The sequence below is a fragment of the Mesorhizobium sp. L-8-10 genome (genome assembly GCF_016756635.1).
In the GTDB taxonomy this organism is placed as follows: Bacteria; Pseudomonadota; Alphaproteobacteria; order Rhizobiales; family Rhizobiaceae.
Map to the genome: position 1 here is coordinate 5,361,358 of NZ_AP023263.1, position 13,054 is coordinate 5,374,411.

The 13,054-nt window shown below is 62.9% G+C and carries 12 protein-coding genes and 1 tRNA gene; 7 read left to right on the plus strand and 6 right to left on the minus strand.

The features are described 5' to 3' along the window. Positions 1–77 precede the first annotated feature (77 nt). Both map and radC read left to right on the plus strand, forming a co-directional pair. Complete coding sequence (map, locus tag JN280_RS24865) at positions 78–905, plus strand: type I methionyl aminopeptidase (protein ID WP_202306235.1); 828 nt, start codon at positions 78–80, stop codon at positions 903–905. 137 nt (positions 906–1,042) lie between these two features. Further along, positions 1,043–1,786 (plus strand): RadC family protein, encoded by a 744-nt coding sequence (gene radC / locus JN280_RS24870; protein WP_202306237.1) that lies wholly within the window; start codon positions 1,043–1,045, stop codon positions 1,784–1,786. Between the two features lie 21 nt (positions 1,787–1,807). Here radC and JN280_RS24875 read toward each other — a convergent pair whose 3' ends face one another. Continuing rightward, entirely contained in the window at positions 1,808–3,001 is a 1,194-nt protein-coding gene (locus JN280_RS24875) for an N-acetylglucosamine-6-phosphate deacetylase (RefSeq protein ID WP_202306247.1), read from the minus strand. Between the two features lie 73 nt (positions 3,002–3,074). On the opposite strand from JN280_RS24875, the gene JN280_RS24880 reads away from it, so the two are divergent. Together JN280_RS24880 and JN280_RS24885 are read left to right on the plus strand one after the other, a co-directional pair. Further along, the gene (locus JN280_RS24880) at positions 3,075–3,842 is read left to right on the plus strand and encodes a DeoR/GlpR family DNA-binding transcription regulator (protein ID WP_202306248.1); all 768 of its coding nucleotides are present in this window, start codon (positions 3,075–3,077) and stop codon (positions 3,840–3,842) included. A 699-nt stretch (positions 3,843–4,541) separates the two neighbouring features. Beyond that, positions 4,542–6,047: an arylsulfatase B gene (locus JN280_RS24885; protein ID WP_202306249.1), complete on the plus strand. Its 1,506-nt coding sequence runs from the start codon at positions 4,542–4,544 to the stop codon at positions 6,045–6,047. A gap of 191 nt (positions 6,048–6,238) precedes the next feature. On the opposite strand, the gene JN280_RS24890 is transcribed toward JN280_RS24885, so the two are convergent. Continuing rightward, the gene (locus JN280_RS24890) at positions 6,239–7,069 is read right to left on the minus strand and encodes a helix-turn-helix domain-containing protein (protein ID WP_202306250.1); all 831 of its coding nucleotides are present in this window, start codon (positions 7,067–7,069) and stop codon (positions 6,239–6,241) included. 213 nt (positions 7,070–7,282) lie between these two features. Here JN280_RS24890 and JN280_RS24895 point away from each other — a divergent pair, with 213 nt between their 5' ends. Next, positions 7,283–7,705, plus strand: coding sequence for a VOC family protein (locus JN280_RS24895; RefSeq protein ID WP_202306251.1), 423 nt, complete (start codon positions 7,283–7,285; stop codon positions 7,703–7,705). 159 nt (positions 7,706–7,864) lie between these two features. Here JN280_RS24895 and tig read toward each other — a convergent pair whose 3' ends face one another. After that, a complete protein-coding gene (gene tig / locus JN280_RS24900) occupies positions 7,865–9,364 on the minus strand; it encodes a trigger factor (RefSeq protein WP_202315032.1) in 1,500 nt (499 codons plus the stop codon). Positions 9,365–9,709: 345 nt separating this feature from the next. Here tig and JN280_RS24905 point away from each other — a divergent pair. Beyond that, a tRNA-Leu gene (locus JN280_RS24905) sits at positions 9,710–9,794 on the plus strand. A gap of 387 nt (positions 9,795–10,181) precedes the next feature. Here JN280_RS24905 and JN280_RS24910 read toward each other — a convergent pair. Then, entirely contained in the window at positions 10,182–10,775 is a 594-nt protein-coding gene (locus JN280_RS24910; protein ID WP_202306252.1) for a nucleotidyltransferase family protein, read from the minus strand. 143 nt (positions 10,776–10,918) lie between these two features. Between JN280_RS24910 and JN280_RS39575 the strand changes: the two genes are divergently transcribed. Then, positions 10,919–11,044, plus strand: coding sequence for a type II toxin-antitoxin system HicB family antitoxin (locus tag JN280_RS39575; protein WP_244742034.1), 126 nt, complete (start codon positions 10,919–10,921; stop codon positions 11,042–11,044). 13 nt (positions 11,045–11,057) lie between these two features. Here the strand turns inward: JN280_RS39575 and JN280_RS24915 are convergent, their stop codons facing one another. After that, on the minus strand, positions 11,058–11,642 hold the full coding sequence (locus JN280_RS24915; RefSeq protein ID WP_202306253.1) for a GDYXXLXY domain-containing protein: 585 nt from the start codon (positions 11,640–11,642) through the stop codon (positions 11,058–11,060). Further along, the gene (locus JN280_RS24920; protein WP_202306254.1) at positions 11,639–12,745 is read right to left on the minus strand and encodes a DUF2157 domain-containing protein; all 1,107 of its coding nucleotides are present in this window, start codon (positions 12,743–12,745) and stop codon (positions 11,639–11,641) included. The genes JN280_RS24915 and JN280_RS24920 overlap by 4 nt, the downstream gene beginning before the upstream one ends. Positions 12,746–13,054: the final 309 nt, after the last annotated feature.

A 13,054-nucleotide genomic window follows, 5' to 3' on the forward strand; every position in this document is an offset into this window, starting at 1 on the left:
TTGAACCTTGGACGATTGAGTGTCACATGGGGGGCGGCGGCGGCAAACGGTCGCGTCGGTCAAGCGCGGAATCACCCATGGTCACCTATCTCGATGCCGACACGGCTCCACTTCGTAACACCGGCCAGATCAGGCTCTATGGCGAAGAGGCCTTCGCCGGCATGCGAGCAGCCTGCAACCTGACGGCGCGCTGCCTGGACGAACTTGCCGGAATGGTGAAACCCGGCGTTCCCACCGAGGCGATCGACCGGTTCGTGTTCGAGTTCGGCATGGACCACGGCGCACTTCCGGCGACGCTCAATTATCGCGGCTACACCAAGTCCTCATGCACCTCGATCAATCATGTCGTGTGCCATGGAATCCCCGATGCCAAGCCGTTGCGCGAGGGCGACATCGTCAATATCGACGTGACCTACATCCTCGACGGATGGCATGGCGATTCCAGCAGGATGTATCCGGTCGGCACCATCAAGCGCGCGGCCGAACGCCTGCTCGAAGTCACGCATGAATGCCTGATGCGCGGCGTCGCGGCCGTGCGGCCGGGCGCCCGGACCGGTGCAATCGGTGCGGCGATCCAGACCTATGCGGAAAACGAACGGTGCTCGGTGGTGCGCGACTTCTGCGGCCATGGCGTCGGCCGGCTGTTCCACGACGCGCCCAACATCCTGCACTACGGCACCCCGAGCGAAGGCGTCGAGATGCGGCCGGGCATGATCTTCACGATCGAACCGATGATCAATCTCGGCCGTCCGCATGTAAAGGTATTGTCCGACGGCTGGACGGCGGTCACGCGCGACCGTTCGCTCTCCGCGCAGTACGAGCATACGGTCGGCGTCACCGAGACGGGATGCGAGATCTTCACGCTGTCGCCGGCGGGGCTCGATCGTCCCGGTCTGCCTGCGTAGAGCAACCAGACGCCCTCGGCCCGACGGGCCGGCTGCGGGGAGGCCTGCGTTTTCCCGCAAATCGCGTGGCGCGCGATGGCGAAACCTGCATATACTTTCTGCCCGGCCAGATGGGCGGTGACAGCGGGCGGCATTCGATGACAGACGAGCGAGAGGGCGAAGGCCGTTTTCCGGTCGGGCCGTTACCGGCCAGGGACAAGGCCGCCGACAAGCCACACTACCACGGCCACCGCGATCGTCTGCGGGAGCGTTTTGCGTCCGGCGGCCCGGAGACGCTCGCCGACTATGAACTGCTCGAACTGTTGCTGTTCCGTTCGATCCCACGCGCCGACACGAAGCCCATAGCCAAGTCCCTGCTCGCGCGCTTCGGCTCCGTGGCCGAGGTGCTCGGCGCGCCCATCCACCTTCTGAGAGAGATCGATGGCGTGGGACCGTCGGCCGCGCTCGACCTCAAGCTGGTCGCAGCAGCGGCTCGACGCATGACCCATGGCGAGATCAAGGGGCGGCAGATCCTGTCGTCCTGGAGCCAGGTCATCGCCTATTGCCGAACGACCATGGCCTTCGAGACGCGGGAGCAGTTCCGGGTGCTCTTCCTCGACAAGAAGAACGCGCTGATCGCCGACGAGGTGCAGCAGACCGGCACGGTCGACCACACGCCGGTCTATCCGCGCGAGGTGGTGCGGCGCGCGCTCGAACTCTCGGCGACAGCCGTGCTTCTGGTGCACAACCATCCCTCGGGCGACCCGACGCCATCGCGTGCCGACATCGAAATGACCAAGACCATCATCGACTCGGCGAAGCCGCTGGGCATCGCCGTGCATGACCACATCATCATCGGCAAGAGCGGCCATATCAGCATGAAGGGCCTGCAACTGGTCTGAGCGGCGACCAGTCGCCGGTCCTCACGCCGCATATGCGGCTTCCGCGCCGATATAGACCCGTCTGACGTCCAATTCCGGGCCGAGCACGACGATGTCGGCCAGCTTGCCCGGCGCGATACTGCCGACCTCGTCCGCTATTCCCGCGAGCGTTGCCGGCGTGAGGCTCGCCATCCTGACGACATTGTGGAGGTCGCGGCCGAGCGCCCCGGCCATCGTCCTCACCATCCAGTCCATGCCGCGCATCGAACTGGCGAGGCTGCCGTCGGCTCCCCTGACCGCATTGCCGTCGCTGAACACCCAGGTCCCATCCTCTGATGGACCGAAACGGTACTTGCCGGGCGGGGCGTCCATGGCGCGGTTGGAATCGGTGACGAGGCAAGTCCGCTCGAAGCCGATCACCTCATAGGCGAAACGCAAGAGGTCGTCGGAGAGGTGGACGCCGTCGGCAATGACTTCGGTGCTCATGCCCTTGTTGGCAAGCACATACTGCTCCATGCCGGCTTGCATGGGAAAGCCGAAGCGGCCGCGCAAAGACGAGACCGAGCTCATGGCGCACCAGAAATGATCGACATGGCGCATGCCATGGGCGAAGGCGGCCTCCAGTTCGCTCCAGCGGGCATTGGAATGGCCGCAGGTGATGAAGCAGCCCTGCTCCCTGGCATGGTCGAAGAAGTCGAGCGCGCCGGGAAGCTCGGATGCGCAGGTCGCGATCCTGATTATCTCCTTGCGCAGGAAGTACTCGTATTCTTCCCGGACCGGATCCCGCCTGCCCTCGCGGGCATGCACGCCAACCTTGTCCTCGGCGAAATAGGGTCCGTAGAAATGGATGCCCGCGATCCGCGCCCCGTCCGAAACGCTCCACTGCCGGCGCACTTCCTCGCAGGAACGCACCATCGCGTCGAGCTGCCCGAAGGAACCGGTGGTGGTTGTCGGAAACAAGGACGTCGTGCCGTGCCTGGCATGGGCGCGATTGGCCATGCGCACCGCCTCTGCCGTGCCGTCCATGTAGTCGGCACCTGCCGCGCCATGGACATGGATGTCGACGAATCCGGGAGAAACATAGCTCCCGCTGCAGTCGACGAGGTCTTCCGACACATGCCGCGGGGCGAACAGCTCGACCGCGACGATGCGGCCGTTCTCGCAGCGGACAACGGCATCGTCCACGATGCCCTCCGGAAGGATCACTTTGCCCCGGATGAGTAGCTTCTTGTCCATGCGCCTTGACCATGCACGATAATTCGGGTTTCATTCTGCATGCTTTTACCGAAATACGCAAGATCGTGCACCAATGACGAACGAAGCGACACCTGACGAGAGACGGGAATTCGTGCTCGCGACCCTGAGCGAAAGAGGCCGGCTGAGCACGACAGAACTTTCCGAGCGCTTCGGCGTGTCGGAGGACACGGCGCGGCGCGACTTCCGCGAAATGGCGGCCGACGGCTTGATCAAGCGCGTGCACGGCGCGGCATTGCCGATTTCCCCGGCTGCGCTGCCTTTTTCCGGCCGCTACAGAATCGCATCAGACCTCAAGGCGCGGCTGGCCAAAGCCGCGGCGCGCCTCGTGCTGCCGAACCAGGTCGTCGTAATGGACGGCGGCACGTCGAACCTGGAGGTGGCGCGTCACCTCCCCCGCGACCTGCCGGCGACGATCGTGACCAACAGCCCGCCGATCGCAACCGCGACATCGGAGCATCCGATGCTCGAGGTCATCCTGCTCGGCGGCGTTTTCGACAAGCGCAGCCAGATGACGCTCGGCGCCCGTGTCCTCGATGCGCTGCGCGACGTCAACGCGGATCTGTGCTTCATCGGCGTCCATGGGTTCCACGCCGAGTTCGGCCTGACGACGTCGGGGTACGACGAAGCCACGATCAAGCAGGCGATGATGAAAAGTGCCGCCGAAGTGGCTGCTGTCGCCACCCCGGACAAGTTCGGGTCCGCCGCCGCGCACAAATTCGGCGATCTCGCCCTCGTCGACGTACTCGTCACCGAAGGCTCCGCGCGCGCTCGGGAGTGGGTCACGGCAGCCTCGATTCCGAGCCGCATCGTCTATTGCTAGCGGCCAACCGTTCTTCAGGCCCTGGCGCTTCGTCAGCGATGATCCCGGAGCGTCTCGCGTGAATTGACGTGACACGCTGCAGGCCATGCATGGCTCTTTCACGAGATTTCCCGAAACCACCGCACGCTTTCGGGAAGCATAGTTGGCGATCCGGTGGGCGCTGGTCCTGCAGAAAACAGGAATTTTGCAGGACGAGGCAGCAGGCTGCCGGATCGGCCAGAGCGTGATCGATTTTCGCAAGGCACGGTGCATGGACTCAAAGAGGACATAGCATTGGTTTGGTCGTGTCCCGCCGAGCGGTACGCGTAGCGCTACATCTGAAAGTTGCGCGGCGACAGCTTTGCCGATCTATCCGAAAATCCAGAAACCTGAGAGCTCACGTACTCGCCTTTTGCGCAAATCGGATAGACAATGCCAAGACGCCGATGCCTGGTTGGTTCCGCTGGGAGGCGATGTGGAACAAGTATATGAGGAAAGATTACCGGCCCTCACCATCATTTTCAGACGCCGCTCGCAACATGCCCGCCTGCGGAGGCAGGGGCGCATATGCCGGGTAGCAGAGTGGCATTTTTGATGCTCGCCAGCCCGGAATTTCCACATTGGGTATCGGTACAGCCATAGGTTGACGGGCGATGATCATCAACGAACTGTTCTTGCGCGAAATGCCGGACAAACCGCTGAGCAACGGAGACAGAACCAATGGACAAGAACGCTGATGACAAGGCCGGTCATATCGGTCCAAAAGGGTTTACGCGCCGGGCAGTGCTCACCACTGGCGGTTCGCTGGCGGCGCAGATCGCTGGCAGGGTTGGCGTGCGCGGAATGGTCGCCGCGCTTGCTTCCGAAACGGCTGCGTTGGCACAGTCGACCAAGCCGAACATTGTTTTTATCCTGGCCGACGATTTGGGCTGGAAGGATGTCGGATTTCACGGCTCTGACATAAAGACGCCAAACATCGACGAACTGGCGGAGAAAGGCGCCCGGCTTGAGCAATACTACGCCCAGCCCATGTGCACGCCCACCCGGGCGGCGTTGATGACGGGCCGCTACCCGTTCCGCTACGGCATGCAGACCGCCGTCATTCCCCAAGGGGGTACCTACGGCCTGGCGCTCGATGACTACCTCTTGCCAGAAATGCTGAAGGAGGCAGGCTATGCCACCGCCGCGAGCGGCAAGTGGCACCTCGGTCACGCCAAGGCGGCGTTCTGGCCACGCCAGCGCGGATTCGATTCATTCTATGGCGCACTGCTTGGCGAGATCGATCACTTCACGCATAAGTCGGCAAACGGTAATGCCGATTGGTACCGGAACAACGACGCCATGGAGGAGGAAGGATTCGACAACATCCTCTTCGCCAGCGAAGCCGTGCGAGTGATCAACGAGCACGATCAGTCGAACCCTTTGTTCCTGTATCTGGCCTTCACGTCGCCGCATACGCCTTTCCAGGCGCCGAAGGAATATCTTGAACGCAACAGCCACATCGCCGACGAGAGCCGGCGAAACTATGCAGCAATGATCTCGGTGATGGACGATGGCATCGGCAGAGTCGTCGAAGCTCTCGAAATGCGCGGCATGCGCGAGAATACGCTCTTTGTCTTTCACAGCGACAACGGCGGCGTGGTCAATGCTTTCTTTGCGGGGGAAAGCGATGTCGAGGGCAAGCTTCCGGCCGACAACGGTCCTTACCGGGAGGGCAAGGGGACGACCTATGAAGGAGGCACGCGCGTTGTTGGCCTGGTCAACTGGCCGGGAAAGATCGAGCCCGGCACTGCCGGCGGAATGATGCATGTCGTCGACATGTACCCGACCTTGGCGGGTCTGGCCGGCGCTGAGCTCGGCAAGAACAAGCCGCTGGACGGGATGGACATGTGGCCGATGCTTGGCGAAGGAAAGCCATCGCCACGCACCGAGATCGTCTACAACATCGAACCGATGACGGCCGCCGTGCGCCAGGGCGATTGGAAGCTTGTGTGGAAGACGACGTTGCCGCCGAAAGTCGAACTCTTCGATCTTTCGAAGGATATGTCCGAGACCACGAACCTTGCCGATCAGAACCCCGAAATGGTGCAGAAACTGCAGGCGCGGGTCATCGAGCTCGCCTCAAAGATGTCTCCTCCTCTCATCCTGCAGGACGCCGTGCGAATGCTCTTGCACTCGGACACCGTATTGCCCGACGCTGCCGAAATGTTCAATGTCGGGGATTGAGTGATTTGGCGGTTCATTCTGAGGACGAGCGGCCTGGCGGGGCCGTTCGTTCCCTGGTGGCCATGCCGTCGGCGGCCAGATCAAAAGAACGCCGCGATCGTGAACCGGGCGGACGCAATCCTGCCGACAGTGAAACTCTGCGTCAGAAATTCAGCAGTCCGGCAGGCGAAGTCAATCGAAAGATCGTTCGGTCAGCAAGAATTGATTGCGGATGGACGGTGACAGGCGTCGGCGCGCAAGGCGCGCCGGAGTTCCAGCGGCGTGCTGCCGGTGAGGCGCCGGCTCTCGCGCACCAGATGCGCCTGGTCCGAATAGCCGGCCTCCGCGGCCAGCATTGCCGTCGATACGCCCTCGGTGCCTGCCAGGCGCAGAAAGCGCTGATGGCGCAGAATGCGATCGAGCGTCTTCGGGCCGTAGCCGAAACTTTCGTCGAACCGGCGGCGCAGCGTTCTTTCACTCATGCCGAGGGCGCGGCCGAGCCAGGGAACGAGCGGGATGCCGGATGGAGGCCCTTCGGCGACCAGTGTGTAGGCCGCGCGCATCGCAGCATCGGCGGCAGCGCACTCCGGTCCGAACCGGGCAAGGACAGCTTCAATCGCGCCGACGATCCCTTCAGCCTCCAGGTGATCGCGAACGGCAGCCGCCATATTCCGAGCCTTCATTCCCCAGATGTCCTCCAGCGCCACCCGCCGGTCGCGAAATTCTTCCGCGGAAGCCCCGAGCCACGCCGTGGCCACGGCAGGCCGGAACCGGAAGCCGACGACCGTCGCGCCGGCCGCCACGATCTCCTGCTGGACAGAACTGTCGGGGCCCGCGATCCGGAACTTCCCGTCGAGCCATTGCAGGTCGATCGTGGCATCGGGAACGATGACCACCTGCCGCACCGGCGCCAGCGGCATCCGGTGGGTCCAGACACAGGCAAAGCTGTCGCGCAGCGACCGCGGGGCCGGACGCTCAAGGTATTCACCCGTGACCTGTGCGAGCGGCCCGGCGTCTTGTCCCTTTCCCGTATGCTCAAACATCGGAATTTTCCCGAGGCCGTTGCCGCTACGGGCTCGGTGCTCTGGCAAGCCACACACAGGATACCGCGGGGGGCCGAGACGAGCCCATTCGAAAACGCGTGCCGTGGCCGATTTGTTCAAGGAACCACGGCCGAAAGTTGCAAAATGGGTCAGAGCGCGGCAGGGGCACATGCCCCTTTCCATCGCGACGAACAGCCGAGAAGGAAAACGATCATGAGACCAAGGATCACCGTCATCACCATAGGGGTCGACGATCTCGAGACATCCGTCCGGTTCTACCGCGACGGCCTCGGCCTTGCCACGGAAGGCATTATCGGTACCGAATTCGAGCATGGCGCGGTCGCGTTCTTCGACCTCCAGCATGGGCTGAGGCTCGCGCTCTTTGGTCGCGAAGACATCGCCCGCGACGCTGGTATCGCGGCGACCGCGCGCAGCGCGACGGAGTTCACCCTCGGTCACAACGTGGCCAGCGAGCAGGACGTCGACGCCGTGATGCGCCAGGCGATCGATGCCGGAGCGCGTCTGGTCAAGCCGGCGCAGAAGACGTTCTGGGGCGGTTACGCCGGCTATTTCCAGGACCCGGACGATCATCTTTGGGAAGTCGTCTTCAATCCGGCAGTGATCCCGGACGATTGAGAAGTGAGCGCAAGAGCCGCGTTCCGCGGGACGGCCACGGAAACGCAGCAACTCGCGGCTGCGGCAACTTCGCTTGTGACCGCAAAAGCCATGGTCTGAATCATCGAAAAAGGCCGCCCTCGCGGACGGCCTTCTCCGTTGCGTTGTCGCTGGCCCGCCTTACTCGGCGGCGTCGTCCTTCGCGGCGGCCTTCTTCTTCGGGGCCGCCTTCTTCTTCGGCTCTGCCGCTTCCGTTGCCTCGGCGCCTTCGGCCTTCTCGGCCTTGTCCGCCTTCTTGGAAGCGGCCTTCTTGGCCGGCTTCTTCTTGGTCTCGGTTTCGTCCTCGTCGTCGGCCAGCAACTCTTCCTTGCTCACCTTCTGATCCGTGACCGAGATCTGCGTGAGCAGGTGATCGACCACCTTCTCTTCGAACAGAGGCGCGCGCAGATTGGTGAGCGCCGCGGGGTTGCTGCGATAGAACTCGAAGATGCCCTGCTGCTGGTCGGCCGGGTAGCGGCGAACGAATTCGAACAGCGCGCGCTGCATCTCCTCGTCGGTGATCTGGACCCCCGCCTTCTCGCCGATCTCGGCGAGGACCAGGCCAAGGCGGACACGACGTTCGGCAAGGCGGCGATACTCGTCGCGCGCCTCGTCTTCAGTTGTCTCCTCGTCCTCGAAGCTGCGGCCGGCACCCTTGAGGTCGCTGGTCACCTGGTTCCAGATGTTGTTGAACTCGGCCTCGACGAGCTTGGACGGAGCCTCGAACTTGTAGCTTTCGTCGAGTTGGTCGAGCAGTTCGCGCTTCACCTTCTGACGGGTCAGCGTACCGAACTGGCTCTCGATCTGCCCCTTCACGATCTCGCGCAGGCGGTCGATCGACTCCAGCCCGAGATTCTTCGCCGTCTCGTCATTGAGTTCCAGTTCGCCCGGCTTGGCCACCTCCTTGACGGTGACGTCGAAGGTGGCTTCCTTGCCGGCGAGATGTGCTGCCGTATAGTCCTCCGGGAAAGTGACCGTGATGGTCTTCTCGTCGCCGGCCTTCACGCCGACAAGCTGCTCCTCGAAGCCGGGGATGAACTGCTTGGAGCCCAGAACCAGGAACTGGTCGGAACCGGCGCCGCCGTCGAAGGCGACACCGTCGAGCTTGCCGAGGAAATCGATCGTCAGCCTGTCGCCCTCGGCGGCCTTGCCTTCCTTGGGCTCGTAGGAGCGCGCCGATTCGGCGATCTTCTTCACCTGCTCCTCGATTTCTTCCGAGGGCACGTCGTAGACCTGGCGGGTGACTTTGATGCCGCTATAGTCCTTGATCTCGATTGCCGGGATGACCTCATAGGCCAGCTCGAACTCGAAATCGGCGTTGCCAGCCAGGATCTTCTCGGCTTCCTTCTCGTCCTCGGTCATCTTGACCTCGGGCTGCATGGCCGCCTTCTCGCCGCGGTCAGAGAGGATGTCGCGGGCAGAATTGCTGAGGATCTCGTTCACGACCTCGGCCATGAAGGACTTGCCGTACATCTTGCGTAGATGCTGGACGGGCACCTTGCCAGGACGGAAACCGTTGATGCGGACCTTGTTCTTCGCGTCGGAAAGCCGCTTCATCAGCTTGGCTTCCATGTCGCTGGCCGGTACAACGACTTTGATTTCGCGCTTCAGACCGGAATTGAGCGTTTCGGTTACCTGCATCATTCAACCTTTGTGTTCACGAATACCCTGGAAGGGGCCTCGCCTGTGGTGAGCCTGCCGGATTTTCGTGCCGGGAGTGCCGTTGTGTGAGGGATTTCGGAAGCGCCTCCCGCTGCCGCAGCGGATTACGCCTTCTTCATGAAACTCGTCGCCGGAAGACGGTAAGTGCCTGTTTTTCCTTTTACTTACCAGATTCTGGTCGAGCGGAACGCCGGTCCCGTCACATTTGCCACGCCTTTTGTCACACACGGGCCGGATTTTCAACTATCTTCACGCCTGCCGCGACATCGCTTTCGGCCCGGAGATTGACAGAATGATGACCGCGTGGGATTTGGCGGTCGCGTTGCGGATGTGGCGGAATTGGTAGACGCCCCGGATTTAGGTTCCGGTGCCGAAAGGCGTGGGGGTTCGAGTCCCTTCATCCGCACCATTTTCTTGATCTCACGCCAGTTCGCTTCGCTCACGGCTCCGATGGGGCGGCCTGGCCGGCCGACGGGCGGTCGCCCTTGCGAACCCTCCGGGTTCGATCCTTCACCGCTCAGGCGCACCATTTTCTTGATCTCACGCCAGTTCGCTTCGCTCACCGCTCCGATGGGGCGGCCTGGCCGGCCGACGGGCGGTCGCCCTTGCGAACCCTTCGGGTTCGATGCCTCTGCCAAAGGCGCACCATTTCTTGATCTCACGTCAGTTCGCTTCGCTCACGGATCCGATGGGGCGGCCTGCCCGGCCGACGGGCGGTCGCCCTTGCGAACCCTCCGGGTTCGCCCCTGGATAGTCTCCCTGTAGACGACAAAGTGCGACCTGAGCGGAAGTTCGCTCACGACACTGCCCGCGGACGACCAGGCGACGATAGCGAGTCAATTGTCAGCCAAGGCCGTCGGCTTAGGAAGTCTTCTGCCTTTTTGCGGAAGAGGTCAGGCCGCGCGTTCTTAGGATTGATTTCCAAGACACCGTTCCACGCCGCCTGCACTCCGTTCGGCGCGTAGAGTTCGCCTGTACTGACATCGATTCCCACGCAGGTACCGGAAATGAGGAAATGATCGATGCCATCCTTCGAGGACCGCAACTGCGGATAGCTGCCACCAAACCGCTTTTCGTACCACAGATGGACCCGAGCTTGGTTCTTGACTTCAATCGAGACTTGGAGATCGCTGAGAAGCGCTTTGGCCTGCTGAATCACTTCATCCTCGGCGTCCCACGACAGATCGCTGTTGTCGAAGTAGAAGATGTCGTAGTCCTTGATGTCGGCCTGTGCCGGGCGGCTGGATCGCAGGTTCCAAACAGTCTGGAAAAGACAACCCGCCGTCAGGAAGCATTGCGGCAACCCGAGACATCGCAAACGCTCGATGATCTCGACGTTCGCGGGATTTTGCATCGTCGCATCAACGAAAGTCTCGTCCGAGATCGGCATAGCTCTGGCTCGCTCCTGCATATTAAAGACGATATCCGTGTGTCGCTCGCCTGGAACCTTCCGGAAGGAACCGCTCGAGTGATCGCAAAGCAGGCAGGCTGGCTGTAGGGCCTGGCCGAGCGTACCCGTCAAGGAAGGCGGCCATGCGCCACTTCTTCGCACTGGTCCACAAGGAAGCGGAAAGCGCCTACGGCTTTCAGCTTCCCGATCTCCCTAACGTGTTTTCCGCTGCCGACGAGCAAAATCGAAGTATGACGAACTCCGATTGATGCTTCGTCGTCTTCAGTACAACGGCTCCTCGAAAAGCGTCTTGTCGCCGTCCATCAGGGCCTTGATCTGGGCCGTGCCATCCCGGCCGATCGCCACGCGCATCGCGAAGGGCCGCTCACGCATGTCGTTCTCGATCGCCCGCCCCTCGCCTTCGGGAAGATAGAACCGGTCGATGCCGTAGTCGGGATCGACGAACGCGGCCTGATCCAGGGACCAGCCGGCCGCAACATCGCCCCTGATATCGGCATCGCCGGGCCCGGGCGGCGTCGCGGGCGGCGCACCGAAACTGGCCGAGGCCGCCTCCCAGAAACCGTCCGTCCCCTTCTTCAGCCGCACGAAGAGCGGCCCGGCTTCGGTCGTGGAGGCACCGGGCGGAATGTTGGTTATGATCGCCGCCGGGATGCGGTCGATGTCGTAGCGCAGGGAGACGTAGTCGCCGCGCAAGAGATCGCGCGGGTCGACCGGCTGGATCCTGAGAAGCACTTCCGTCCCGGCCCGCAGCAGGCCGGCGCGGCTGGTGATGATCCAGCCCAGGAAGCCGATCTGCAGGAGCGACAGAACGATCGCCGAAATGAGCAGTCTCTTCGCCGTCATCACACGGCAACTCCCTGCGGGGCGGCGTTCATGCGTCTTTCGACGCGGATAATGACGAGGGCGAGCAGCGCCAGGATGACGCCTGCAGCCAGGAGGAAGCCCGCAGTGCCCAGCATCGTGCCGAGCATGGCTGCGTAGACGAAGCAGAGTTCCAGGGCAAAGCCGAGATAGGCGATCCAGCGCAGGCCCCGGCTCTCCCGGCCCCCGAGCACCAGCGCGGCGACCGCACCCGCGAAGGTCACGGCAGCCGCCAGGACCAACGGCCCAAGATCATCGGCGATCTCGGCCTGCAGCATAGCCATGCCGACGAGGAAGCCGATCAGGCCATGCACCGGCAGGCGGCCGTCGATGCGGGCCACGCTTTCGGTCGAAACGGGCAGCCACACGGCCAGCGCGAAAAGCACGGCCGAGACGGCAGCCAGGGCAGCCGTTACCGGCACCATATCCTGCCGGACGGCGAGCAGCGCCACATAGCCGATAAGCGACAACAGGATCAGATGCCGCGCCGCCCTGCTCCGGGTCCAATAGGAGATCAGCCAGAGCGCGGCGGCAATGGCCAGGAACAGGTGCGGAATGGGGCTGTCGCGCCAGATCTCGAAACCGGTCAGGAACAGCCAGGCGGCTGCGAGCCCCGCGGCAGCGACGGTCAGTGGCCCCGATCGAAGCGCCGCAGCAGCCAATCCTGTGCCCAGGCACCAGGTGAGCACGGCCTGCGCTTCGTCGCCAGCGAGGTGGTACATCTGGCCGATGAGCGCAATCGAGCCGCCGAAGGCCGCGGCGCCGACGAGCCAGAGCGCCTCGCCGAACGCCTCGTGCTGCCGCAGCTTCAGAAACGCGCCGCCGACATAACCCGCCAGGATCAGCGCGAAGAGCAGCCCGACACGCACCAGCCGCGGGATCCCTTCCCAGTTCGCGGCCACGATCAGCAGGATCGCCGCTCCGAACAGGATGGCCGCAAGGATCGCCAGGATCGATCCGAAGCTGAGGGAGCGCCGTTCGTTCGCCTCCACGTCGCGGGAGAGCGCATCCGCGGTCGCAACACCGATCAGGCCCTGCTCGACCCAGCGCGCTATGTCCTTCTTCACCCGAGCCGAATAGGTCGCCATTGCGAGCTCTTCCGTCGTCGACCTCCGGGGGCTGGATCACCCCGGGAATCTTGCGTCCAATGCAATGCCGAAGCACCGTCGGCACCCGATCGGGATGACCGAGACTCCGCGATCGCGACACTGCGGCCGACTCGCACCTTAGCACGCAAGTGGTTGACGCCATGACACTTTCGATTCGCAGATAACCTCATGCGACAATTGCGTAAGTTTCGTGATGTTGCATTGCACAATCTGCATTGCTGCCATGCAGCAACAGCACTTCAAAAGGCCAACGGCCGGGCCTATCTACGCCTCGTACACAGAGACGAA